Annotated in this window: 18 protein-coding genes, 1 tRNA gene and 1 pseudogene; 7 read left to right on the top strand and 13 right to left on the bottom strand. The window is 68.4% G+C overall.

Annotated features, from left to right (window positions below; all coding sequences use genetic code 11):
• The first annotated feature begins 100 nt into the window (after positions 1 to 100).
• Together CSQ85_RS01125 and CSQ85_RS01120 are read left to right on the top strand one after the other, a co-directional pair.
• Positions 101 to 2,599, top strand: a complete 2,499-nt coding sequence (locus CSQ85_RS01125) for a DUF7134 domain-containing protein (protein ID WP_190972819.1) — start codon at positions 101 to 103, stop codon at positions 2,597 to 2,599.
• A 46-nt stretch (positions 2,600 to 2,645) separates the two neighbouring features.
• Positions 2,646 to 3,563, top strand: a complete 918-nt coding sequence (locus CSQ85_RS01120; RefSeq protein ID WP_150382491.1) for a response regulator transcription factor — start codon at positions 2,646 to 2,648, stop codon at positions 3,561 to 3,563.
• Positions 3,564 to 3,593: 30 nt separating this feature from the next.
• Here the strand turns inward: CSQ85_RS01120 and CSQ85_RS01115 are convergent, their stop codons facing one another.
• The 3 genes from CSQ85_RS01115 to CSQ85_RS01105 form a co-directional block, all read right to left on the bottom strand.
• Positions 3,594 to 6,296: an ABC transporter permease gene (locus tag CSQ85_RS01115; RefSeq protein WP_150382490.1), complete on the bottom strand. Its 2,703-nt coding sequence runs from the start codon at positions 6,294 to 6,296 to the stop codon at positions 3,594 to 3,596.
• Positions 6,297 to 6,335: 39 nt separating this feature from the next.
• Positions 6,336 to 7,346 (bottom strand): ABC transporter ATP-binding protein, encoded by a 1,011-nt coding sequence (locus tag CSQ85_RS01110; RefSeq protein WP_150382489.1) that lies wholly within the window; start codon positions 7,344 to 7,346, stop codon positions 6,336 to 6,338.
• A gap of 452 nt (positions 7,347 to 7,798) precedes the next feature.
• Positions 7,799 to 9,115 (bottom strand): O-acetylhomoserine aminocarboxypropyltransferase/cysteine synthase family protein, encoded by a 1,317-nt coding sequence (locus tag CSQ85_RS01105; RefSeq protein ID WP_107040653.1) that lies wholly within the window; start codon positions 9,113 to 9,115, stop codon positions 7,799 to 7,801.
• A 354-nt stretch (positions 9,116 to 9,469) separates the two neighbouring features.
• On the opposite strand from CSQ85_RS01105, the gene CSQ85_RS01100 reads away from it, so the two are divergent.
• The gene (locus CSQ85_RS01100; RefSeq protein WP_190972859.1) at positions 9,470 to 10,342 is read left to right on the top strand and encodes a PfkB family carbohydrate kinase; all 873 of its coding nucleotides are present in this window, start codon (positions 9,470 to 9,472) and stop codon (positions 10,340 to 10,342) included.
• 19 nt (positions 10,343 to 10,361) lie between these two features.
• Here CSQ85_RS01100 and CSQ85_RS01095 read toward each other — a convergent pair whose 3' ends face one another.
• From CSQ85_RS01095 to CSQ85_RS01080, 4 genes are all read right to left on the bottom strand, one after another.
• Entirely contained in the window at positions 10,362 to 11,105 is a 744-nt protein-coding gene (locus tag CSQ85_RS01095; protein WP_150382487.1) for a hypothetical protein, read from the bottom strand.
• Positions 11,106 to 11,130: 25 nt separating this feature from the next.
• Positions 11,131 to 11,961, bottom strand: a complete 831-nt coding sequence (locus CSQ85_RS01090; protein WP_150382486.1) for a hypothetical protein — start codon at positions 11,959 to 11,961, stop codon at positions 11,131 to 11,133.
• 146 nt (positions 11,962 to 12,107) lie between these two features.
• Entirely contained in the window at positions 12,108 to 13,469 is a 1,362-nt protein-coding gene (locus tag CSQ85_RS01085; RefSeq protein WP_150382485.1) for a sensor histidine kinase, read from the bottom strand.
• Positions 13,466 to 14,218, bottom strand: coding sequence for a response regulator transcription factor (locus tag CSQ85_RS01080; protein WP_190972818.1), 753 nt, complete (start codon positions 14,216 to 14,218; stop codon positions 13,466 to 13,468). Before CSQ85_RS01080 ends, CSQ85_RS01085 begins: the two co-directional genes overlap by 4 nt.
• Before the next feature lie 157 nt (positions 14,219 to 14,375).
• Here CSQ85_RS01080 and CSQ85_RS01075 point away from each other — a divergent pair, with 157 nt between their 5' ends.
• Complete coding sequence (locus CSQ85_RS01075) at positions 14,376 to 14,780, top strand: MGMT family protein (RefSeq protein ID WP_190972817.1); 405 nt, start codon at positions 14,376 to 14,378, stop codon at positions 14,778 to 14,780.
• Here CSQ85_RS01075 and CSQ85_RS01070 read toward each other — a convergent pair.
• Genes CSQ85_RS01070 through CSQ85_RS01060 form a run of 3 tightly spaced genes read right to left on the bottom strand, consistent with a single transcriptional unit; the run spans position 14,704 to position 18,340 of the window.
• Positions 14,704 to 16,320, bottom strand: coding sequence for a DNA-processing protein DprA (locus CSQ85_RS01070; protein WP_223846748.1), 1,617 nt, complete (start codon positions 16,318 to 16,320; stop codon positions 14,704 to 14,706). The two genes, CSQ85_RS01075 and CSQ85_RS01070, sit on opposite strands and share 77 nt — an antisense overlap.
• Before the next feature lie 29 nt (positions 16,321 to 16,349).
• Complete coding sequence (locus CSQ85_RS01065) at positions 16,350 to 17,903, bottom strand: YifB family Mg chelatase-like AAA ATPase (RefSeq protein WP_150382483.1); 1,554 nt, start codon at positions 17,901 to 17,903, stop codon at positions 16,350 to 16,352.
• Complete coding sequence (locus CSQ85_RS01060) at positions 17,903 to 18,340, bottom strand: YraN family protein (protein ID WP_223846777.1); 438 nt, start codon at positions 18,338 to 18,340, stop codon at positions 17,903 to 17,905. Before CSQ85_RS01060 ends, CSQ85_RS01065 begins: the two co-directional genes overlap by 1 nt.
• A 275-nt stretch (positions 18,341 to 18,615) precedes the next feature.
• Here CSQ85_RS01060 and CSQ85_RS01055 point away from each other — a divergent pair, with 275 nt between their 5' ends.
• The 3 genes from CSQ85_RS01055 (at position 18,616) to CSQ85_RS01045 (ending at position 22,329) form a co-directional block, all read left to right on the top strand.
• On the top strand, positions 18,616 to 20,520 hold the full coding sequence (locus CSQ85_RS01055) for an FAD-dependent oxidoreductase (RefSeq protein WP_150382482.1): 1,905 nt from the start codon (positions 18,616 to 18,618) through the stop codon (positions 20,518 to 20,520).
• A gap of 130 nt (positions 20,521 to 20,650) precedes the next feature.
• Positions 20,651 to 21,601: a succinate dehydrogenase/fumarate reductase iron-sulfur subunit gene (locus CSQ85_RS01050; protein ID WP_150382481.1), complete on the top strand. Its 951-nt coding sequence runs from the start codon at positions 20,651 to 20,653 to the stop codon at positions 21,599 to 21,601.
• A gap of 56 nt (positions 21,602 to 21,657) precedes the next feature.
• The gene (locus tag CSQ85_RS01045; RefSeq protein ID WP_150382480.1) at positions 21,658 to 22,329 is read left to right on the top strand and encodes an O-methyltransferase; all 672 of its coding nucleotides are present in this window, start codon (positions 21,658 to 21,660) and stop codon (positions 22,327 to 22,329) included.
• On the opposite strand, the gene CSQ85_RS01040 is transcribed toward CSQ85_RS01045, so the two are convergent.
• From CSQ85_RS01040 to CSQ85_RS01030, 3 genes and pseudogenes are all read right to left on the bottom strand, one after another.
• Positions 22,319 to 23,107, bottom strand: a complete 789-nt coding sequence (locus CSQ85_RS01040) for an LOG family protein (RefSeq protein ID WP_150382479.1) — start codon at positions 23,105 to 23,107, stop codon at positions 22,319 to 22,321. The two genes, CSQ85_RS01045 and CSQ85_RS01040, sit on opposite strands and share 11 nt — an antisense overlap.
• A 425-nt stretch (positions 23,108 to 23,532) precedes the next feature.
• Positions 23,533 to 24,793: pseudogene (locus CSQ85_RS01035) on the bottom strand (Na+/H+ antiporter NhaA); the annotation flags it as partial.
• A 195-nt stretch (positions 24,794 to 24,988) separates the two neighbouring features.
• A tRNA-Arg gene (locus tag CSQ85_RS01030) sits at positions 24,989 to 25,062 on the bottom strand.
• Positions 25,063 to 25,066 lie beyond the last annotated feature (4 nt).

Here is a 25,066-nt window from a genome sequence, read left to right as displayed (position 1 = left end):
TCGCGTACAGGTCAACTCTACCCGCCCCTTGACGGTTCGCGGGCATCTCATCCCATGGCATGATGGGCGACGGCCGGCGCACGCACTAGCCTTGGATGTCATGAACGGATGGATGGAGCGGCTCGCCGAATGGAACCGCGGGCATGTGCTGGCGGTGGACATCCTGCTGGCGGCGCTGTTGACCGGGTTGTGCTTCCCCTTGTCCGGCAGCACGGACACGTCGACCACGCCCGGCCTGCTGTTCGCCACCAGCACCGACGTCCTGTACCTGTGGGCGTCCCTCACCGTGATCCCCCTGGCGATGCGACGCTGGCGTCCGGAGGCGGCCGCGTGGCTGTTCGTCGCGTTGTGCGCGGCCCATCTCGTGTTGGGTCCGGCGACCTCCTACAGCGATTTCTACGCGCTGCTGATGCTGTATTCGGTGCTGGTGCACGGCTCGCCCGGTCATGCGCCGCGTTTCATCGTCGCCGCGTTCATCATGGGCGCGGTGGCGTCCGTCGTCTGGTCGTTGGCGTTCAATCTCGGTCCGTTGTTCGGTGGCGCGACGCTCGCGGACGCACTGGGGCTGGATCTGACGCCCGTATGGCCGCCGTCGTGCCGGTCGTCGACCAGCGGCGTGTTCGGCGGCGATTCCGACGGTTGCGTCGAAGACATCGGAACCGACGCGGGTCTGCTGATGATCGCCATGTCGGTGTGCCTCGTCAGCGCGATCATCATGGCCTTCTGGCGCCGGTCGCGTCTGGCGACCCTGCGCGCCATGCGCGAACGCAACGAATCGATCGCCGCGCGCGAGGACGAGGAGCGTCGCATCGCGGCGTTGGCCGAGCGTGCGCGCATCGCCCGGGACATGCACGACGTGGTCGCCCACACCCTGTCGACGATCATCATCCAGTCGGATGGGGGCCGGTATGCGGGAACGCACGACATCGGCGTCGCGAAACGCACGATGACGACGATCCGCGGCGAGGCGTCACACGCGCAACGTGACATGCACCGCCTGTTCGAGGTGTTCGGCGGCCCCGTGGACGAGGGGTATGCGCATATCCCGAACCTGTTCGGCGGCCATCCGCCGGTCGACCGCCGCGTGGAGGGTGACGTCCGTCCCGAACGGTTCTCCCCCGACGCCGACATCGCCGTGTTCCGTCTCGTGCAGGAGTCATTGTCCAACGTGCGCAAGCACGCCGGGCCCGGCGCACGGGTGACGATCGACGAAACGTGGGGGTCGGACTCGTTCCGGATCGTCATCCACGACGACGGCGTCGGCGCGCGGTCCTCCTCGGACGGCCATCGCGCGGGCTACGGGCTGTTGGGCATGCGTGAACGCGTCACCGCGGTGGGAGGCGATGTGGAATCCGGCCCGGCGGAATCGGGCGGGTTCACGGTTTCGGCGACGATTCCGCTGCGCCCGGCCCTCCCGGCCGCATCAGCCGCCGTCGACGCCGTCGACGCTTCCGATGCGGGAGAGACGCATGATCCCGCCCCGCGGCGGGCCGGAGGGTTCGATCCCGCGGTGCTCATGTCCATGGCGTTCAACCGATGGATGTCATGGCGACCGCGCCCGTCGGTGCCGCGGACCGACGACGATGACATGCCTGTGGGCGACGCGGTCCGTTCGAACTGGATCGGGTACCTGTCGTGGTGGACCGGCAGGCATTACCTGTTCATGGACGTGCTGACGGCTGCGGTGCTGACGTGGATGCTGCATACGGCGACCTTCAACGAGTCTGGTCTCGCCGACGCCGCGTTCGCGCCGGAACCCGTCAGGCGGATGATGGCGGTGGCGTTGACCGCGGTCCTGCTCACGCCGTTCGCGTTGCGCCGGCGGTTCCCCGAATCGGCCGCGTTGGCCATGGCCGTCCTGTCCGCGATGGTGCTGCTGTGCCTGTCCTCGATTCCCCTGGTCTGCGTGTTCGCGTTGGCGTCGGTCCATGCGGCGGTGCTGTACGGCCGTGATGCCGCATGGCGCTGGGTGCTGGTGGCGGCCGCCGTGGACTCGTGGCTGCTCGGCCTGCGACTCATGGCCGGCAGTCGTGGCGAGGGGCCGCTGGTGGGAATGATGTACACAGGATTCACCGGCGTGGATTCGCTATGGGGGCTGTGGGGGCTGTTGCGCGACGCGCTGCCGGCCGGCGCGTTGATGATGCTGTTGTGCCTTGCCTCGATGGCGATGGCGGCATGGCGCCGTTCGAGCGGGTCGGACATGCTCGTGCTGCGTCAGCGTGAGAAGGCGTTGCGCGCCGAGGAGGAACGCCAGCGTGTGCTCGCCGCGAACATGGAGCGAGAGCGCATCGGCGCGGCGATGCGCTCGGAGGTCGCGTCCACGTTGGATGCGGTGATCGCCAAGGCCGACGAGGGACTGGCCATGCTGGACGGGTCGCCGAAGCCGTCCGCCGAACGGATCGCCGCATCGTTCGCCGGCATCGGGGCGCAGGGCCGCGAGGCGCTGTCGCATATGCGCCGCCTGCTGACGGTGTTGCGCGAGACCGGCTTCAGCGAGGATCGCGCGGCACCGGGGCAACAGGAGCGGCATGCCGCGCCGTTGTCTCCCGCGGCGCCGTTGGACGAGCAGCTGGGAATGAGGGGCCGGACTGCCGATTGACCCGTACCCGATCGTATGTATCCACGCACCGGGTAGGGTGGTCGGTATGAGTGAGAACAGCAGGATTCGAGTGGTTGTCGCCGACGATCAGGAGCTGGTGCGCGCCGGGTTCGCCATGGTCATCGGCTCGCAGCCGGACATGGATGTGGTCGGGCAGGCCGGGGACGGCGATCAGGCCGTGGAACTGGCCGGACGGCTTCGTCCGGATGTCATGTTGATGGACGTGCGCATGCCAGGAATGGACGGCATCGAGGCGACGCGACGGATCACCTCGCTCGACGCGGCCACGGCCACGGGGCCGGACGCCGCCGGCGCGGAGCCCGCGAACGGCTCGCGAACGCCGCATCCCACACGCGTGATCATCCTCACCACGTTCGATCTGGACGAGTACGTGATGGCGGCGATCGAGGCCGGCGCCTCCGGATTCCTGCTCAAGGACACGGAGCCGGAGACGCTGCTCGCCTCGATCCGCACCGTGTTCCAAGGCAACGCGATCATCGCCCCCTCCGCCACGAGACGGCTCATCGAGAACATGGTGAGGGACGGATACGCGTCGGCCGGGTCCCCCACGTGGAACCCGGCTGTCGGCGTCGCAAGCCATGACGCGTCGGGGGCCGTCACGAACCGTGCCGATCACATCATCGGTCACACCGGTCGTATCGGTCACGCCGGTCACGTCGGCGAACGACCGGCCCCGGCCAACGCCCCTCTCGACACGGATCGGGCGTCCGCCCTGTCCGAGGCGCAGGGATTCTACACCGACCCCGAACTGGACCTGCTCACCGACCGCGAGCGCGAGGTGCTCGTCGAGATCGCGCATGGGCTGAGCAATCAGGAGATCGCCGACAAGCTGTTCGTCAGCCTGCCGACCGTGAAGACGCATGTGGCGCATATCCTGTCCAAGATCCACGCGCGCGACCGGGTGCAGGCGGTGGTCTTCGCCTATGACAACCGTCTGGTGTGATTTGGCGTGGTATCGGATGCCGTTGCCGGTCTAGGCTTCGGCCAGCGCCTCGACCGGCGGGGTCCTGACCGCGCGGCGCGCGGGGGCGACGCTGGCGAGCAGCGCGGCCACGGCCGCCACGGCGAGCACGACGCCGTTCATGCTCCATTCGAGCGGGAAGGACACCTTCCCGTACAGGCTGAACACCATGTACGAACCCAGCCACCCGAATCCTGTGCCGAGCACGACGCCGCAGACGCCGGAGACGAGCGAGAGCAGCAGTGATTCGACGGCGAGCGAGCGCTTGAGCTGGCCGCGGGTCATGCCGATGGCGCGCAGGGTCGCGGATTCGCGGGTGCGTTCGATGACGGACAGCGACAGCGTGTTCGCGACGCCGACAAGCGCGATGAGCACGGCCACGGCGATGAGCCCCACGAGCATCGACATGAGCATGTCGATGATGGTCTCCCACATCACGCGTTCGACGACGGGGCCGGTCACGCTGACGCCGGGGTTGGAGGAGAACGCGGACTGCACAGCCTGGAACGTTTCGGTCAGCGACGTGTCCTTGCCCTGATCCCCCACGGCCAGCATGAGGATGCGGCCGGTGGCGTCGAGCCCTCCGGCGCCGAAGCGGTTCGCGTCGATGAACGCGACGGCACCATAGTCGGCGCTGACCCTGCGGTAGTCGGCCTGCCTCGGCGTGAGCGTGACCGACGTCGTGGCGCCGGTGGCGGAGGCGACGGTGAGCGCGGCTCCCCCGTTCGCCGCGAACGTGAGTTTCCTGCCGTCCGAGGCCGAGTATGCGGGCATCAGCACGTCGTCCGCGCCGAGGTCCACGCCGTTCAGGTCGGCGTGCATCACCTTGCGCAGCAAGTCGATGTCCTTGACTCCGACAAGCAGCACGGTGAGGTCCTTGCCGTCGGACGTCTTCGCGTTCGCCACGGCGGTGGGCGCCGCGAGGGACGCGGTCACGCCCTTGGCGGACGACGCCTTCTCGATCTGCGCGTCGGTCATATCCGCTCCGGTGGCGGTCATGTCGACGCTGTAGCGTGTGGCGATCGCCTCGGCCATGGTCTGCTTGCCGCTGGCGGCGCCGGTCGCGATAGTGGAGACGAGGGTGACGCCGATGAGGAGCGCCACGCCGGTGGCGGCGACTCGACGCGGGTTCTTCTGGATGTTGGCGTGGGCGACCTTCGCGCTCGGGCCGGTCATCGAGACGAGCGCGCCGAATCCGCGCATCAGCACGGGCAGCCAGAACGTGGCGGACAGGACGAGTGCGAGGAACACGAACGCGCATCCGCCGATCGCTGCCAGCAGCACCGGTCCGTAGCTGTCCTTCGCCAGCGAATCGTGTCCGACGTTGAGCTCGTGCACCTGCCATGCGCCGAATCCGCAGCCGGTCAGGCCGATCGCCAGCATGAGGGCGGACAGCACGGCGCGTACGACGCCGGCACGGCGGGTGGCGGTCAGTTCGATCGGGCGCAGCGCCTCCAACGGGGTGACCGCGGTGGCCGAACGCGCGGAACCGAGCGATGCGATGACGGTCATCACGACGCCGAAAAGAATCGGCACGACGAACACCTGCCAGCTGAGGATCACCCCGTCGATTCCGGCGTTCCTCATGAGGCCAGACGCGCTGACCCCGGCCATGAGGCCGATGCCGAGCAGCACGCCCAGAGTGGATGCGATGACACCCAATATGGCGGCCTCAAACAGCACGGAGGCGTAGAGCTGTCCCTTGCGCGCGCCGATGGTGCGCAGCAGGGCGAGGGTGCGTCGGCGCTGGGCGACGAGCACCTGGAACGTGTTGGCGATGACGAGCGCCGCGACGAGCATCGCGAGCACGCCGAAGCTCAGCAGGAACGTGGTGGTGATGTCCGTGCCGCCGCTGCTCATGCTCTTGACCGAGGCGTTGGCCGCGTCGGCGCGTGACTGGATCGTGTAATGCCTGGGCAGCAGCTTCTCCACGCGGGCGATCGTGTCCTTCGCGGTGTCGGGCGACGTGCCGGCGACGTCGAGATAGATGCCGGTCACGTTCATCGAGCCGAAGTCGGTGGAGCCGGCCATCGTGGCGAGATCGGCGCCGGGAAGGACCGCGGCGCCGCCGTAGAACGGGTAGGCGCCGTCCGGATCCGTGGTGAGTCCCACCACGCGCACGGTGTCGCCGTCGGCCGGGGCGGCCGCCGTCGTGGAAGCGTCCGTCTGGGTTCCGGCCGACAGCGCCGCGGCCTGCCGCATGGCGTGCGCCGCCTGCGAGTCGATCGTCACGGTGTCGCCGACCTTCACGCCGAGCTGCTTGGCCGCCGATTCCGGCAGGGCGATCTCGTGGTTGTCGGCCGGTTGGTCGCCGTGCGTGATCCTGACCGGCAGCAGCCCCTTGCCGTCCGGTGCGGCGATGGCCTGCACGTTCACGTTCCGGTCGCCGTCGGTGACGGTCACGGTGGCGGAGGCGTCGACGCGCACGCCGTCCACGCCCTCGGTGGCGCGCATCCGGTCGACGTGGAAGTCGTTCACGGTGCGCGTGTATGCGTAGTCGAGCGCCTTGCCGTCGAGCTCGTCGAGCGACTTGGGGGTGATCATGTAGTCGGCGCCGCCGAACTGGGCGGTGGTCTGCTTGGTCAGGGACACGGTCATCGCGTTGGAGAACAGGAACGTGGAGGCGATGAACGCGGTGCCGATGAGGATGGCGATGCCCGCGGGGATGAGCATCCGCGCGCTTTTCCTCATGAGGTTGATGGTCAGTGAAAGCATGGTTGGGCCTTTCGATCGGATGGACGTCTTTGCCGTGACTCAGCGTGCGTGGCGCGCGCCGGACGAGGCGCGACGGCGGCTTCTCGTTCCCCGTCCGGTGCGGCCGGCACGGCCGGTGGCGTCCTCGTTCCCACTCGTCCATCCGGCATCCGCCATGCCGCCGGGCATCGCGGATGCGGCCGGGGACAGGGACGGCGGCATCGGCGGCAGCACGTCGTCGGTGACCGGCAGTTCGGCCGCGTTGCGGACGCCCGCGAGACGCGCGAGCCTGTCGGCGGACGTGCCGGTGACGGCGGCGCGCGTGGCCCTCTCGCGTTCGGCCATGAGCAGCTGGTTCATGCGTTCGGCGGTGGGATGCGCCTCGTCGGCCACGATCCGTCCGTCGGCGAACACGATGGCGCGGTCCGCGTAGGAGGCGGCGACCGCGTCGTGCGTGACCATGATGATGGTCTGTCCGAGCTCGTCGACCGAACGGCGCAGGAAGCCGAGCACCTCCGCGCTGGAGACGGAGTCGAGGTTGCCCGTCGGCTCGTCGGCGAACACGAGCTTCGGCTTGGTGATCAGGGCGCGGGCGATGGCGACGCGCTGCTGCTGACCTCCGGACAGCTCGGCCGGCCTGTGGCCGAGGCGGCGTTCGAGGCCGAGCGTGGTGACGAGGGTCGTGAACCAGCGTCGGTCCGGTTTGGCCCCGGCGAGCGTCAACGGCATGAGGATGTTCTGCTCGGCGGTGAACATCGGCAGCAGGTTGAAGCTCTGGAAGATGAAGCCGATCCGATCGCGCCGCAGCAGCGTGAGCTGCCTGTCGTTCATCCGGGTCAGGTCGCGCCCCTCGAAGACGATGTGCCCGTCGGTGGCCGAATCGAGGCCGGCGAGCGTGTGCATCAGCGTGGACTTGCCCGAGCCGGAAGGCCCCATGATCGCGGTGAACCTGCCGCGTTCGAAACTCACGTTCACGTCGCGCAACGCGTGCACGACGCTCTCCCCCTCGCCGTAGTCCTTGACGAGGTCGATCGCCTGGATGGCGGGATCGGTGTTGTTCATGATGCTCATTGGCGTTGCTCCATACGTGTCTTTGCGGACGTGTTCGCCCGACGTCTGGTTCAACGCTATGCGTCTCGCCCCGCGCGCCCCATCGTGCGCAGGGTTGAATTGTCCGATCCCACGAAACCAAGTCTCATCCTTGCGGATGACGACGTCCGCGCCGATCGTGTGCATCGCCGTGTGCATCGTCGTACGCATCGTCGTACGCATCGTTCGGGCGCATGACCATGCGCATGCGCCGCATACGGCAAAAAACAACGGCGGCCGGCACCGCATGACGTTCGGTGCCGGCCGCCGTATCAGACAGGCCGTTCGGAGCCCTCCCCTGCCGTCCGTCCGGTGTCGTCGCGACGCCCTCGAAAACGTCGCGACGCCCCTTCCACCGGATGAACGGGGTTCTTCGCCTATCGGGCCGATCGTCCGGCCCACCCAGCCTTACTCGGCCAAGTTACTCGGCCAGGTCACTTCGCCAGACCGGAGGCGCGCACGGCCTCGAAGCCGCCCTTGAGGTCGTCGAGGATGTCCTCGATGTTCTCGGTGCCGATGGACAGGCGGATGGTGCCCTGATGGATGCCCTGGTCCTCGAGCTCCTCCAGCGTCTCCTGGGAGTGCGTGGTGGAGGCCGGGTGGATGACGAGGGACTTCACGTCGGCGACGTTGGCCAGCAGGCTGAACAGGTGCAGGTTGTCGATGAAGACGCGAGCCGCGTCCTTGCCGCCCTTGATGTCGAAGGTGAAGATGGAGCCGGCGCCGTTCGGGAAGTACTTCTCGTACAGCGCGTGGTCGCGGCGGCCCTCGATGGACGGGTGGGAGACGGACTCGACCTCGGGCACGGTCTGCAGGTACTCGACGACCTTGAGCGCGTTCTGGACGTGGCGCTCGACGCGCAGGGACAGGGTCTCGGTGCCCTGCAGCAGCAGGAACGCGGCGAACGGGGACAGGGTGGCGCCGGTGTCGCGCAGCAGGATCGCGCGGATGCGGGTCACGAACGCGGCGCCGCCGAGCGCCTCGTAGAAGTTGAGGCCGTGGTAGGACGGGTCCGGCTCGGTGAGGGTCGGGAACTTGCCCGGCACCTCGGCCCAGTTGAAGTTGCCGCCCTCGACGACGACGCCGCCCAGCGTGGTGCCGTGGCCGCCGATGAACTTGGTCGCGGACTCGACCACGACGTCGGCGCCGTGCTCGAGCGGACGGAACAGGTACGGGGTGGCGAACGTGTTGTCGACGATCACCGGCAGATGGTGCTTGTGGGCGATCGCGGAGATGGCCTCGAAGTCCGGCAGGTCGGCGTTCGGGTTGCCGAAGGTCTCGAAGTAGACGAGCTTGGTGTTCTCCTGGATGGCGTCCTCGAAGTTCTGCGGGACCTCCGGGTCGACGAAGGTGGTGGTGATGCCGTCGCGCGGCAGGGTGTGCTTGAGCAGGTTGAAGGTGCCGCCGTAGATGTTCTTGGAGGAGACGATGTGGTCGCCGGACTGGGTGATGTTGCGCACCGCGTACTCGACGGCCGCGGCGCCGGAGGCCACCGCGATGCCGGCGGTGCCGCCCTCGAGGGCCGCGATGCGGTCCTCGAACACGCCCTGGGTGGAGTTGGTCAGACGGCCGTAGATGTTGCCCGGGTCGGCCAGTCCGAAGCGGGCCTCGGCATGGTCGAAGTTGTGGAAGACGTAGGAGGTGGTCGCGTAGATCGGCACGGCGCGGGAGTCGGTGGCCGGGTCGGCCTGCTCCTGTCCGACGTGCAGCTGCAGGGTTTCGAAACGGTAGTTCTTGTTCTTCTCGGCCATGATGTGCTCCATTCGGTTGTTGGTCGAAGTGCTGGTTTCCTTGCCACCCGCCTGCCGTGTTCGGCGGTTGGCGAGGTGTTGGTTATGAAGGTACGCGCGCCGTGCGCCGCGGCGCAAGCCGAACGCTATCGGGGTTGCCTATAGCCCTTTCAAACACGTTGGGATCATTGGGCTCCGGGCATGCGCGAACCCGTCGGAAACCACCCTCCACAACCGCGACACGCCGACGCGGAACCCGTCGGATGTTTGCGCTCACGCCGACTACAGTCGTGCGCGATACGAGGATGCACGGCGCGCGGCGAAACCGCCGACGGCCGGCATCCGACCAGCGATTGGAGGCTCCCGATGAACGATGTGACCGACGTGACCCTGTACGACCGTGACCCCGACTACATCCCGCGCGTGGCCGCGGTGCACGACATGTGCGGCTACGGCAAATGCTCGCTGACCGCGGCGATTCCGATCCTGTCGGCCGCCGGCTGCGACGTGTGCCCGGTGCCGACCGCCCTGTTCTCCGCGCACACGAGGTACGCGGTGTTCACGTTCCATGACACGACCGACATGCTCTCCGGCTACCTTGACGCATGGCGCAAGGAGGACGTCGAACTCGACGCCGTGTACTCCGGGTTCCTCGGCTCCCCCGACCAGGTGGCGATCATCCGACGCCTGTACGACGAGTATCCGGGCGCGCTGCGTCTGGTCGACCCGGTGATGGGCGACGGCGGCGAGATGTACCCCACGTACACTGCCCAGCTGTGCGAGGCGATGGGCGCGCTCGCCGACGGCGCGGACGTGCTGATGCCGAACCTGACCGAGGCGTCGATCCTCACGGGCCGCGATTACCCGGGACAGGATCTGGACGACGCGGCGGTCGACGACGTGCTGGAGGCGCTGCTCGCCCTCGGCGCGAGGAACGTGGTGCTGAAGGGCATCGACCGCGGCGACGGGATGATCCGCAACTACGTGGCGTCCGCCTCGGCCGGCGTCGGCGCGAAGGCGGAGATCGCGCACGCCAAGCTGCCGTACATGATCCACGGCACGGGCGACGCGTTCGCCTCGGCCCTGTGCGGCGCGCTGATGGCCGGCCGCGGGCTCGCCGAATCGGCGCGCATCGCCGGCGAGTTCGTCCGTCACGCGATGGAGCACACCCGCAACCAGCCGCATTACGAGGAGCGCGGCGTCAGCTTCGAGCTCGATCTGGCCGATTTGACCTCTCTGGTCGGCTGAACGCCGGACGCCTCGGCCGTCACTGGTGCAGCGGGTCGGTGAGGCAGCCGTAGTACTGCTGGTAGTCGGGGTGGTCGCGTCCTGAATCGTCCTTCTGGTCGTACTTGCCGAACGCCTCCTCCCAGCGCCGCTGCCCCTGTTCGGCGGTGTCCGGGCTGTTCTGTTCGTGGACGATGTCCATGTACTCGTGCTCGTCCATGCCCTCGGGGGTGAGTTTGTGGTCGCGCAGGCAGGCGAAGACCTTCCGTTCCCAATCGTCGGGGCTGATGTTGTCGGGGTTGCCGGCGAGCGCATCGTACATCGATTCGACGTTCCATAGGTCCGTCTGGCCGGCGCATTCCGCGTACTTCTGCTGTACCTCGTCTTCGGTCAGGGTGCCGTTGATCTGGGTCGAGGACCCTTTCTGCGAGACGATTCCGTATGGGGCGGTGCAGGCGTTCTGCGCGTCGAAGACCTCGTTCAGTTCGGCGTCGGTCACCTTGCAGTCGGCCAGGATGCGCTTGCCCAGTTCGGTTTTCGCGGAGTCGTACGACCGTTTGAATTCATCGGCGTAGGGACCTCGGAAGTCGGGTGCCTTGCAGACCGCGGACGCGTCCGCCGCTCCCCCGTTTCCGTCCGCCCCTTGCCCGGTGCCGGTGCCGTTGCCGACTCCTACGCCGCATGAGGCAGTGACGGCCAGCATCGCGATGGTCGCGAACGTGGCGAGCGCGGTGATCGCGCGCGTCAGCCGGTGCGGTGTGCGGGTGTGTTCGTTCATGTCCATGATGCCGTGGGCCTCCCTGTCGTCGTCACTGGTTCAGTGGATCGTTCCCGCACTCGTAGAACAGGCGTCCCTTGTCGGTGTTCTGGCCGTATTTGAATCCGGGGTTGGGGTTGCCGTCGAAGTCGGTCTGGTAGTAGGCGCTGAAGAACTCCATCTCGCGTTTGAGGTTGGCTTCGATGCCGGCGTTGTCGCCCTTGGCCCCGATCGCGGTCATCGTGCTGATGTAGTCGTCCTCGCTGATCGGCGCGGGCAGGAGATCGTGTTTGACGAGGCACCGGTAGGTGGCCCGGTACATGGCCTCGGTGTCGAGCCGTTCGGGGTTGCGCCGCATGCTGACGTACAGGCTGGAGATGTTGCCGGCGTCGGTCTTCGCATGGCATTGCTTCATGATGTCCAACTGTTCGTCGTCGGTGAGGGAACCGCGGTACTGCGCGACGGTCTCGCCCGCGTCCGCGGAGTATGTGGCCTGCAACCCGTACGGTTCGAGGCAGGTGTTGTAGGCGTCGTAGATCTCCTGGATCTCGGCGTCGGTGATCTTGCCGTCCCTGAGGATGCCCCGCGCCAGGTCGGTGGGCGCCTTGTCGTATTCCCGTTTGAAGTCGTCGGCGTACGGACCGCTGAACGTGGGTGTGCCGCCGGAGACGGTCGTGCCTCCCGATGTGTCGCCGTCGGCGGAGCCGTTGCCGCCTGTGCCGATGCCGCAGGCCGCGGAGGTCAGGCACGCCGCCGTGAGCAGGACGCCGGCGATGAGGCGTCCGATCCGGCCGAGTCCGTGTTCGCGTCCGGGTCCGTGTCCGCGGGCGTGCGGTGTCCCGTCCCCGTCCATGTCCCGCCGGTTCCGTTGTGTTCCGCGCATGATGGGCTCCTTCGCCGTTCGGCGGCATCCCTGCGATGCCTCCTGTTCTGCCTTCCACGGTACGTGGCTTACGGACCGGCCGAAAGCACGTCTGTCGCCTCGCGGATGACATGCGTTCACGAGACCATGGCATCCCGCTGCGACGGTCATTTGCTGTCCATATGCAGGGGGATGCGCGCGTAGATGACCCAGTCGCCGTCCTCGTCGCTGGTGTTGAGCTCGCCGCCGAGCCGCGTGATGATGCGCCGGTGCAGTTCCAGCCCGCTGCCGTGCGGGGCGAGCCGGAAGGGAACCGGCGCCGCCGGCAGCGGGTTCGTCTCCATGATCTCGACGGCGTCCTCGCCCAGCGTGACGACGGCGTGGTAGGACCCCGCGGCCGGGTCGAGGTGACGGGTGATGTTCGACGCGATCTCGCCGATGAGCCGCGCGGCTTCCATGACCGGTTCGCCCCCGTCAGCCGGCCCCTCCGGCGCATCCGGCTCTTTTGGCTCCTTTGGCTCCTTTGATGAACGGCCTGCGATCACGGTGTCCGGACCGCCGCGCAGTTCCATGCCGCCGGAGAATCCGAGACGGTCCAGCCGGGATCGTGCCTCGTGCACCGCGTCTGCGATCACGTTCCCGTACGACGGCTCGAACGGATGTTCCGAAGCCGCGTCCGACACCGCACCCGACCGGACCTGCGCCGCCTCCTGTAGCTCCTCCGGCCGTTCGAGCAGGTCGATGACGTGGTGGATCTCGTCGAGGACGTGTAACGCCTGCTCGTCGACGAACCGCCAGTCGGCGCGTTCGCCGGCGTGCGCGTCGTCGTCGGGGATGCGCCGCAGCTGGCGTTGCGCGGTCAGGGCGATATACGACAACCCGCCGGACGCCGAGTCGTGGATGCGCGAGGCGAGGCGCGTGTTGCGCTGCAGCGTGTCGAGCCGCCATTGCCGGCGTTCCAGCCCCATGGCCCGTTCCCGGCTTTCGTCGCGTTGCCTGCGCCAGCGCAGGGCCATGCCGATCATCGTGGCGAAGACGAACATGCCCACGTAGTTGACCATGCCGATCCATGTGGCCGACAGGGCGTTGAACCGGTCGAGCGCGACCGGCACGCATTCGGCCAGCGAGATGGCCGTCAGCGCGCCGATCGCGACGGGAATGGAGCTGTCGTATCCGATGAGGGCGAGCGCGAGATAGGAGGCCCACAGCAGGTTCGGTCCGGACAGGTCGAGCACGAACAGGCGGGCGATGACGACCGTGATGATGAGCCATCCCGAGATGCGCGGCAGGACGGGCGACAGGATGATGCCGGCGACCGCGATGACGCAGAACAGCCGGTTCAACGGGTAGATGGGCGGGATCGCCGCCCATTCGATCAGGGTGGCCGCGAGCACGAAGAGGGCGATGAGGATGCGGAACGCCCGTGCGCGCAGCCATCGCAGGGCCGGACCGGCGGCGCCCCTGCGCATGGATGCCGCAGTGGACGCCACAGGGTCGGCCGATCCCCCTCGGCCGATGCGCGCGCTCACCGCTCGCCCTCCGACGCCCCGGTCCACAACGCCACGGCGGCGCCGCGCGAGGTGACGCCGAGCTTGTGGATGGCGCGGGTCAGGTAGGTCTTGGCGGTGGAGACGCCCACCTGCATGTCGGCGGCGATCTGCTCGGTCGTCAGCCCCTTCGAGCACAGGTTCATCGCCTCGGCCTCGCGGTCGGAGAGCAGGAACTGGCGTGGCATGCGTCCGCCGGACAGGCGCGCGTGCGCATCCGCCGCGGTGTCGAACGTGACGTCGCCGTTCGTCGGGTTCCATGTGCCGCCGGCGGCGAGCGCCCGCACGGCGTCGATGATCGGCGTCTCGACCGATTTGGGGACGATGCCCTGCGCCCCGGCCTCGGCGGCCTTGGCCGCGTACACGGACAGGGAGAACGAGGTGACGGCGAGGATCGCGACGCGCGCGCTCCTGATGCGGATGGCGCGGCATACGGCCGGTCCGGACAGTTCGTCCATCGACATGTCGGTCAGGAGCACGTTCGGCCGGGTGTCGGTGTCGAGGCATCGGGCGACGGCGTCCCTGCCGGATGAGGTCCGCCACAGGATCCGCGCCTCGGGCATGAGCTCGGTCAGGGACCGCGCGAGGAAGGCGAGCGCGAACTGGTCGTTGTCGACGAGTCCGATGGTGACGATGGGCCGGACGGCCCCGTTCACCCGGTTGGGCGTTGCCGTCGGCGGCGTATCCGCCGCCCCGCCCGCGACCGTCGTATCCGTGTCCTGCCCTTCCATGGAGCCCTCCCCCGCATGCGCGACGTCACGCATGACCTGCTTTCACGGTATCACCGTACGCGGCGTTGCTGCTCCCCGTGTTGTCATCCGACGGATGACAAACCACTGGCGATACGTCGAGCCGCGGGAGGGGCCACGGACGCTAGACTCGTATCCCATGGATCATGAGGGAGACAATCCGCGACGGCGACACCGGCAGGGACGGCGGGACCGGCGGGACGACGGCAGGGACTCGTTCAACGAACGGGTGTATGAGGTGGTGAGGCGCATCCCGCGCGGCCGGGTCGCCACCTACGGTCAGGTGGCGGCGCTCGCCGGTTCGCCCCGCGCCGCGCGGTTCGTCGGGTTCGCGTTGCACGCCAACCCCGAGCCGGGCGTGATCCCCTGCCACCGCGTCGTGTTCCGTGACGGGTCGCTCGCGCCCGGCTTCGCGTTCGGAGGCCCCGAGGAGCAGCGGATGCTGCTGGAGGACGAGGGCGTCGCGTTCATCCCTCCGGCGGGGAATCCGGCAGGGGCGGACGGCTGGCGCGTGGATCTCGACCGCTGCCGGTGGGACGCGTAGCGGCGGGCCCCGGCCTCGGATCGGCGTGGAGCGCGGCTTGGAGCGTGACCGTGCCGTCGTCGACGCGGATCATCCCGGCCGACTCCATATCGCCCAGCCGTGCCAGCAGCAGGGGCATCGTCACCGGGGCTGACGGATCGAGCGCTTTGAGCCGTGTCAGCAGCGCGTCCGGCGTGGTCGGCATGCGCCGGTGCGCGCAGGAGCGGATCGCGGCGATGACCGACTTCCTCGTGGGATGCGCGCCGTCGCCGTCGCCCGAGGCCGAGGCCGGGATCGACGGAGCCACTGGAGCCGCCGTTCCTTCGCCGGGCCCCGTGGCCGCGCCTTCCACACCCGTTTCCCCGGCATCCCCTTCACGGCCCGTATGACACGCAGGGTCCGTGTCCGCGCACCGCGGCCGGTGAGGCGCGTGAACGAGTCCCGTGATCTCCTCGACGGAGGTCAGGAGGATCGCCTTCGCGTCGGCGATGAGCTGGTTGCATCCGGCGTTGTGAGGCGTGGTGATGAGTCCCGGCACCGCGGCTACCAGACGGTTCAGATCGCACCCCCATCCGGCCGTGTTAAGTGCACCGGACCGCATACGGGCCTGCACGACCACCACCTGCGCGCTCAGGGCAGCGATGATCCGGTTGCGCAGCAGGAACCGGCGTCCCTCGGGGATCGTCCCCGGACACAGCTCGCTGATCAGCGCGCCTCCCCTCGCGACGATCGTGTCGAACAGGCGGGCGTTCGACAGCGGTCCGACATGGTTGAGCCCGCCCGCGAACACCGCCACGGTGCGTCCCGTCGTCCGCATATCCCGCACGTCCGACACGCTCAGCGCTCCCCAATGCGCGGCCGCGTCGGCGCCCATCGCGCCCCCGGAGACGATCAGATGCCCGTCCGCGGCGGCGCGTGCGGCGATGTCCCTCGCCACGCCCCGGCCATAGTCGGTGGCGTCGCGCGAGCCGACCACGGCCAGCGGCTGGTCGCAGCTGGTCAGACTGGTCGCGTCCCCGATGCCCCACAGGCACAACGGCGCGGCCCAGTCGCTGCGGGTCGACAGGTCCTGCAGCTGCATCGGCCAGTACGGGGTGTGCGGGGCGATGATCCACTGCCGCCCGTCCATCGTGAACCACCCGGCGAGGGCGCGCCAGTCGTCCGTGGGTAGCGCGTCGAGGCGCGCCCGCCAACCATCGAGCGAACGGTGGAACACGCCCATGCCGCGCGCGCCCACCTTGCGCCCCCAACGGGCCAGTCCCAGCGCGAACAGCTGGTCCAGACGGTTGCCGGCCGCGTTCGCGCCGGGAGCGCCGGAGCGGGATTCGAGGATGAGATCCAGCGCGACGCCGGCCGATCCCGCCCCTTTGATGAGCGCGTACATCAGCGCGTCCGCCCCGTCCAGACAGAACGTGAGCGTCGCGCGCGCCAACGTCTCCGCATCGGGCGCGGGAGGCATCGCGGTCATCGGGGGACGCGCCCCGGCCGGATCGCGCGCGATGGCCGTTCTCACACCGCCCAACCCGTTGCCGGCGTTGCCGGCGTTTCCGGCGTTTCCCATATTCCCACTGTTCACACTGTTCCCGCCGTTCATAGCCGTGTCCTCAACGCGATGCCCTGACTGGTCTCCTCGCGCCCCGGCGAGGGGATCCCCCGCAGATCGGCCAACGTCCACGACAGGCGCATCGCCCGGTCCGCGCCGCGCAGGCTCAGCCGCTGCGATTCCAGAGCCCGGTTGATCGGCTCGAGCGAATACCGGGACATGTGGTCTCGCATCCACTTGCCCGACGCCTGTGCGTTGCATGTCCAGCCGTACTGCGCATAACGTTCCGCCGCGATCCGGCGGGCCTCGACCACGCGCTCGCGGATCTCCGCGGTGGTCTCGCGCGGTTCCGACGCCTCCCCTTCGACCACGATGCGCGAGACCGGCGGCACCTCCACTTGGATGTCCACGCGGTCCAGGATCGGCCCCGACAGGCGCGCGAAGTACCGTCGGCGCTCCTGCGGCGTGCAGGTGCACCGCGCCCCGGTGCCGTAGCTCATCCCGCATGGGCAGGCGTTCGCCGCCATCACCAGCTGGAACGCCGCGGGATAGTACGTCGTGCCCTTCGACCGGGACAAGGCCACATACCCGGATTCCAGCGGTTCGCGCAGCGTCTGCAGCGAGCGCGCCGAAAATTCCGGTGCTTCGTCCATAAAAAGAACACCCCGATGGGCTTTCGTGATCGCGCCGGGAGCGGCCAGTCCCGCGCCGCCGCCCACCAGCGCCGCAGTCGACGACGTGTGGTGCGGCGCCTCGAACGGCGGCACGTCGCAGATCCCGTAGGCCGGCAGCGTGCCGCACAGGGAGCGGATCGACGCCACTTCCAGCTGCTCCGGAACACCCAACGGGGCCATGATCGAGGGCAGTCTCGAGGCGAGCATCGTCTTGCCCGATCCGGGCGGGCCCACCATGATGATATGGTGCCCTCCGGCCGCCGCCACCTCCAACGCCCATTTCGCGTACTGCTGGCCGACCACGTCGCACATGTCCCCCGACGCGGGAGGGGCGAACGTGTCGGCTCCGGGGTCGGCGCACCCACCGGCGGCTTCCGACGTCTGCGGTGGATCGTCCGGGATCCGGTACCGGGCCTTGCCTCCCATCAGTTCGACAAGTTCGCCGACATGGCGTACGCCCGTCACGTCGACGCCGTCGATCAGTCTGGCCTCGTCCATGTTGCCCGCGGGCAGGATCGCGCGCCGGATGCCACGTTCCCGCGCGTGCAGGAGCACCGGCAGCACGCCGTTGATGGGCAGGACCGTACCGTCGAGGTTCACCTCGCCCATCGTGATCGTGTCGATCAGGCAGTCATGGGGTATGGCGCCCGCAGCGCTCAGCACCGCCGCCGCGATCGCCAGATCATGCGAGGAGCCCCGTTTCGGCAGGGACGCCGGGGACAGGTTCACGGTGACGCGGGTTTCAGGCCAGTGGAAGCCGGTGGCCTGACAGGCGGACTTCACCCGCTCGCGCGCCTCGGACAGCGAGGCGTCGGGCAGGCCGATGATCGAGAAATAGGGCAGGCCGGACGAGATGAACGCCTGCATCGTCACGCTGAAGGTCTTCAGCCCGATCAGACCCACGGAAAGCGCGTTGCCGATCGCCATCAGAACGCCCCCTCGATGTGGCGGACGGTGGGTCCGCCGCCGCGGACGAGCACGGCGATCACGTCGAACCGGACGCCCGTATGCGCGATCCGGTGCTCCGGCTCGATCAGCCACTGCACGCCGGCACGTCGCAGATTCGTCTGCTTCGCATAGGTGACAGCCTCCTGAGGCGTGCCCTGGCTCACGGTGCGACGGGTCTTCACCTCCACGAACACGAGGCGCCGTTCGGGCGAGACCGCGACGATGTCGAGCTCGCCGTACCGCGAGCGCCAGTTGCGGTCCAGCACCCGCCATCCGCGGGATGCGAGCCATGCGGCGGCGTAGTCCTCGCCGAGGGATCCGAGCGTGCGCGCGGAGATAGCCGGGTCCGCAAGACGACGGCCGACCGCGCCGAGCCCACCGTGCGCGTCGGCCCCGCCGAGCCCGTCGGCGGAGATGCCAGATTCGTGCGGTTCGGGGATATACGGTTCGCAATCGGGGATGCGGGGAACGGCCCCGGGAGCGTCGATGTTGATGCCGGACGTTGCGGACTCCGGCGGATCCATGAAGGTGAACGTATCCATGCGCCACACTGTGCCCGGCGTCCGGCGCGGGGCGCAAGCGCCACGGCGGTTGTGTACCGGAACCCGTGTAAGGTGCACGCCCGCGGCCGGCGTGTGGACCGTCGGCGGTTTATCCACCGGTGGTCCGGCCTTATGTGAGAATGAGGGGTATGAGTCCGAAGCAGTTGGAAGAAATGTATGATGCGGTGATCGTCGGCGCGGGCGCTGCCGGCCTGTCGGCGGCGTTGGGATTGCTCCGCTCCCCGGGAATCAGGCGGATGGTCGACGAAGGTGCGAAGCCCCGGATCCTGGTGATATCGAAGCTCCAGCCGTTGCGCTCGCACACCGGTTCGGCCGAGGGAGGCATCGCGGCGTCGCTCGGCAACATCGAATCCGACGACTGGCATTGGCATTACTACGACACGGTCAAGGGCGGCGACTGGCTCGTCGATCAGGACGCGGCGAAGCTGCTCGCCGAATACGCGCCGCAGACCGTCATCAATCTGGAACGTCAGGGCGTGGCGTTCTCCCGCACCGACGATGGGCGCATCGCGCAACGGCGGTTCGGTGGCCATACGCGCGAGTTCGGCGGCGAGCCGGTCAGACGCGCGGCATACGCGGCCGACCGCATCGGGCATCAGATCCTGCATACGCTGTGGCAGCAGTGCGTCGCGGCCGGCGTCGAATTCGCCGAGGAATGGTATGTCACCGATCTCGTGCTCGACGGGGACGGCGACGACGCACGCGTGGCGGGCGTGGTCGCGTTCGACACGCACAAGGGCGTCGTCAACGCCGTGCGCGCACGCAACGTGCTCATCGCCACGGGTGGCGCGGGCCGACTGTTCCACACGACGTCGAATTCGTGGGACCTGACCGGCGACGGCATGGCCCTGGCCTTGGACGCGGGACTGCAGCTCGAGGACACGGAGTTCGTGCAGTTCCATCCCACGGGACTCGCGCATACGGGCATCCTCCTGTCCGAGGCGGCGCGCGCCGAGGGCGGCGTGCTGCGGAACGCGGACGGCGAGGCGTTCATGGAGCGCTACGCGCCCGGCCACGCCGATCTGGCGGCGAGGGACGTGGTCTCGCGCTCGATCATGGCGGAGGTAGACGCCGGCCGCGGCGTCGCCGATCCGAAGGACCCCGACGGCCCGAAGGACTGCGTGTGGCTGGACATGACCGGCATTGACCCGGATCACATGCGCGCCGTACTGCCCCAGGTGGTCGAAACGATCGAGAAATACGCGGACATCGATCCGGCCAAGGACTTCGTCCCGGTCAAGCCGACCGCCCATTACACGATGGGCGGCATCCCCGTGACGACCGACGGCGAGGTGTACCGCTGGGAGGACGGCGAACGGCATGTGGTGGCCGGTCTGTTCGCCGCCGGCGAGTGCTCGTGCGTCTCCGTGCACGGGGCGAACCGTCTGGGCGGCAATTCGCTGCTCGACGCCTGCCTGTTCGGCACGCGCGCCGGCGAGTCGATGGCCGGGCGCATCGCCTCGGCACCGGTGGACGATCCCATGGCGGTCGGCGGTCCGGATGCGACATGGGATGGCTCCGACGTCGATCCCGTCGATCGGATCGATCCGGTCGATCAGGCGGCCAAGGTCCGTCGGGACGAACTGGCCTCGATGCTGTCCGGCGTCGCCGATGCGGACGGAGCCGCCGATGCGTCCGGCGACAACCCCTATGGCCTCATGGCGGATCTGGGCGCCGTGATGGAACGGGCCGCGGCGGTCAGGTGCGACAGGACCGGACTCGAGTCGGCGCTGCGGACGATCGACGACGAACTGGGCCCTCGTGCCGAGGCGCTCACCTCCCACGACCGGACGCCTGTGTTCAATCAGGAGGTCACGGCCATCTGGGAGGTGCGTCACCTGCTGTTGCTCGCCCGCACGTTGCTTCGGGCTTCCGCCGCACGCGAGGAATCGCGTGGATCGCTCAAGCGCCTCGATTTCCCGCAGCGCGACGACGAGCGTTTCCTCGCGCATTCGATGACGGACACTGCGGGAGCGGTCCTCTGGCAGCCGGTGCACATCGTCGACATCCCGCCGAAGCGACGCGAATACTGACGTCGACGCGGAGAAGTGAATAATCCGGGCAGACCGCGTGCGACGCGCGGCCTGCCCGGTCCTGCGGTATGTCACAATGGAGAGTTGTTTTGGGTGTTGTGAGGTGTTGTGAGGTTGAGGAGGCGCGCGCATGACGAGCGGCACGAATGTGACCACGGTGACTTTGAAGGTGAACCGTTTCACGCCCCGTCCCGAGCGCGAGCACGAGCGCGCGCGGGCGGGCTCCCCGTTCGCGCGTAAGAAGAGCTCGCCGTTCGCGAGCGGGGCCGGCGCTGGTGCGCGCCGCCGCCCGCGCGGCAAGCAGTGGGTGCAGGAATACACGGTCCCGGCCCGTCCCGAGGACACCGTGCTCGACTGCCTGATGACCATCAAGCGCACGGTCGACCCGACGCTCGCTTTCCGCTACTCGTGCGGACACGGCATGTGCGGATCGGACGCGGTGGCGATCAACGGCACGCCGAACCTGCTGTGCACCGCCACCCTGCGTGACTGGGCGAAACGACCGGGGCGGATTCCCGCGGCCGACGACGAGGGCTTCCGCCACACCGGCGACGCCGACGCGGCCGTCGAGGCGCATGATACCGCGGCCGACGCGGACGATCCCAGCCTCGGCGTCATCGAGCTTGGGCCCCTGCCCGGCTTCCCTGTGCAACGCGACCTCATCGCCGACATCGACCCGATGCTCGACCAGATCCGCAAGCTCAAGCCGTATTTGCAGGCCGAAGGCACCCTCGCCACCACCGAGGACGGCAAGGTGGACGTCTTCGAATACCTGCAGCGCCCCGAGGAGCTGGCACGGTTCGAGCAGCTAAGCAACTGCATCGCCTGCGGCGTGTGCGAAGGCTCCTGCCCGGTGTTCGCCGGCGGCGACGCGTTCATCGGCCCCGCCGCGCTCATCTGGGCGAGCCGCTTCGTCAACGATTCCCGGGACGTCGATGCCCCGGCCCGTCTCGACGCGATCGACACCGAGGACGGCGTCGCCGCATGCCAGTCGGTGCGCGCATGCACGCGCCAGTGCCCGAGGGGCATCGACGTCGGCGAGGAGATGTGGCAGATCGTCGCCAAGGTCAGGGAACGGTAATCTTTTTGGCTCACCGGGGTCGCACGGCGCGGCCCCCGCAACAAGGACATGGACAGATGGACAGGAAGCAGTACACGAATCTGGCTCAGGCATGGCGGTATGTGGAGGATCACGCCCTCGCCGCGCAGCCACAGGAGCTGCGTGACGTGCGATCCGCCGCCGAGGAGTCGGGCCTGCCGCAGCCGTCCGCTGCCCAGTCGGCTTTTCTGGCCATGCTCGTGCGCATGACCGCGGCCCGTTCGGTGATCGCCGTGGGCACCGGTTCGGTGGTCGAGACGTTGCAGCTCGCCGAAGGCCTGAACGGCGAAGGCCAGCTGACCGCCGTCGACTCGTCCACGCAGGGCATCGCCTTGGTGCGCAAGGCGTTCGACCGCGCCCAGGACTCCACCTCCACGAAGCTGCGCGCGGTGAACGCCCCGGCCGGGGTGTTCCTTCCCCGGCTCAACGGGGCGAACTACGACCTGATCGTGGTGTCCGGTGACGCCGAGAACTACGCGGTCACCTTCGCGCAAGCGCCCCGTCTGCTGCGCGGGCACGGCGCCATCGTGTTCACCGACGTGCTCGCGTTCGAGGACCCCATGGCGGTCGGCGGCGTGCCCAACCCCGCCGACCGCGGCGAGAAGGCCACCGCGATGCGCCGGCTGTTGGAGACGGTCGAATCGGACGAGCGCTTCACCTCCACGTTGACGGCCGTCGGCACGGGGCTGCTCATCGCCGTCATGAACTGACGGTTGCCCCGGCCGTGCCGGCTGCTCCGATCGCGCCGGTGGCGATCTCCACGGCCTCGTCCACGTCGTCGGTGATCGTGACCAGATTCGGGTCCACGCCCGAGATCATGCCGTGGCTCTTCACCGGTCCGTTCAGCCAGTCGAACAGGCCCTGCCAGTAGTCCCTGCCGAACATCACGACCGGCATGCGCGCCACCTTGTGCGTCTGCACGAGGGTCAGCACCTCGAATGTCTCGTCGAGTGTGCCGAAGCCGCCCGGGCATACGATGATGCCCGACGAGTACTTGACGAACATGAGCTTGCGCACGAAGAAGTACCTGAAGCTCATGCCGAGGTTCACGTAGTCGTTGATGCCCTGCTCGTGCGGCAGCTCGATGCCGAGCCCGACCGATTTGCCGCCGGCCAAGGCGGCGCCCCTGTTCGCCGCCTCCATGATGCCGGGCCCTCCCCCGGTGATGACCGCGACGCCCTTCGCCGCGATCCCCTCGCCCATGCGGCGCGCGGCCTCGTAGTCCGGCGAATCGACGGGCGTGCGCGCGGACCCGAAGACCGACACGGCCGGTCCGAGCTCCGCGAGGGCGCCGAAGCCGTCGACGAACTCGGATTGTATGCGCAGCACGCGCCACGGGTCCATGTGCAGCCAGTCGGTGCTCTCGTCCGGTCTGAGCAGGTTCGCGGTGGAGCTGTCCTGCGGGATCATGTCGCCCCTGAGGATGACCGGCCCGCGATGGTAGGTCCGTTCATATGGCGTGTTCGTCTGATGGTCGCGTTCGTTCATGTGCGCTCATGCACCTCGTTCATGGATCTGTGGGCCGTCTGCGGATCGCGCGCGGGAATGCGCGCAGATCCGGACTGGAATCGTTAATCGTTATGCTTGTGGCCTTGCCGCGCTCGGCCTTACCGCGCTCGTTTTGCCGTGCTCGGGACTGTTCGGGGCTTACTGGTGTCGCCTGCGCCAGCGCAGCCGCCTGACCAGCTTCCTGTAGGACGACTTGGGAGCGGCCCCGTCCCCGCCTTTCGCCGCTGGCTTGCCCGCTTCCTCGAGGCGGCGCTTCCGGGCCTCGCGCCGGGCCTTGAGCTCGGCGAGCTGCTCGGGGCTGAAGGCGTCGATGTCGACGCTGACCGTGCCGTCCGGCAGGATCGTGACGTGCTCGGTCTCCAGCCGTTCGAGTTCCTCGTCGATGCGACGACGCGCGTTCTCACGCTCGTAGCGCTTGGACTGGCGGTTGAGGAGCACACCGGACACGGCCGCGGCGATCAGGGAGCCGACGAGCACGCCGAAACGCGCCTCGGCCGACAGCTCCGGGTTGTCGTAGGCGAGCGAGGCGATGAGGAAGGACACGGTGAAGCCGATGCCGCAGGCGCACGCCGCGGGGAACATGTCGCGCACGCGCAGCCCCTTGGCCATCCTGAGACCGCCGACGTGCGTGGCGAGCCACGCGGTGGACATGATGCCCAGGGGCTTGCCCACCACGAGGGCCACGACCAGCGCGATGACCAGCGGCGAAAGCATGAGTTCGGGCGTCAGGGATTCGAAGTGCACACCGGTGGCGAACAGCGCGAAGATGGGCAGCGCCAGCAGCGCGGAGAACGGCTGGAGCTTCTCGGCATACCTCGAGGCGCGCGGCGAGCTCTCGCCGTGCATCTCACGCGACGGGGTGAGCAGGCCGACCAGCACGCCGGCCAAGGTGGGGTGCACACCGGCCTCGAACATCATCGTCCATGCGAGCAGTCCGACCACGGCGACCAGCGGCCACGGCACGCGCTTCAGACGCACGAGGAACGCCCATGCGGCGGCGCACAGCGCGATGCCGATGAACCAGTACCACGCGTTGAGCGAGGAGAAGAACACGGCGATCAGGATGATCGCGAGCAGGTCGTCGACCGTGGCGAGCGTCATCAGGAACGCCCTGATCGAACCCGGCAGGGCCTTGGCGAACAGGGCGAGCACGGCGAGGGAGAAGGCGATGTCCGTGGCGGTGGGCACCGCCCAGCCACGGGCCATCTCGCCGAAGGGGATGTTGCTGCCGGTGGTGGTGAGCAGCAGGTCGCCCACCGGGCCGGGCCCGTATTGGGAGAACAGCGCGGTGACCACGATGAACAGGATCGGAGGGGTGAGCATGCCGCCCACGGCGCATAGCATCGGCACCGCCGCGGCCTTCGGATTGGCGAGCGATCCGGTGGTGAGCTCCTGCTTGAGCTCCAGGCCGACAGTCAGGAAGAAGATGGTCAGCAGGCCGTCCTGCGCCCAGTGGCCGACCGGCAGGTCGAGGTTCGTGTACGGCACCGCGATGTGCGTCTCGGCGATCGTCTCGAACAGATGGGCCGTGGCAGGCAGGTTGGCGAGCACCAGGCCGACGAGGGCGAATCCGAGCATGACCAGACCGGAGATGCGATCGGAGGCCGCGATGCGATGGATCGCCGCCCAGACTCCCCCGCCGTGTGCATTGCCCCGATTCGTCATGACATCCCTCTCCTTGCTGGCCGGTACCATCAGCGAATCACGGCATCCATGGTGATTCACAACACATACAAGGGTACAGGAACGATATGAACGGCGTTTCGCCGCGGGCTTGGAAACCCCATGGAGCACTGGGCCGGAAGAGTCGGAGGGAGTGCGAATACGAAAAATCCCGTGCACTATGCACGGGAATCCAAGTGCGCCGGACAGGATTCGAACCTGCGACCTGCTGATCCGTAGTCAGCTGCTCTAATCCGCTGGGCTACCGGCGCATAC

This window comes from Bifidobacterium rousetti (assembly GCF_008698235.1).
GTDB lineage: Bacteria > Actinomycetota > Actinomycetes > Actinomycetales > Bifidobacteriaceae > Bifidobacterium > Bifidobacterium rousetti.
The sequence above is the reverse complement of the archived record's forward strand: the minus strand, read 5'-3'. Positions and strand labels throughout refer to the sequence as shown.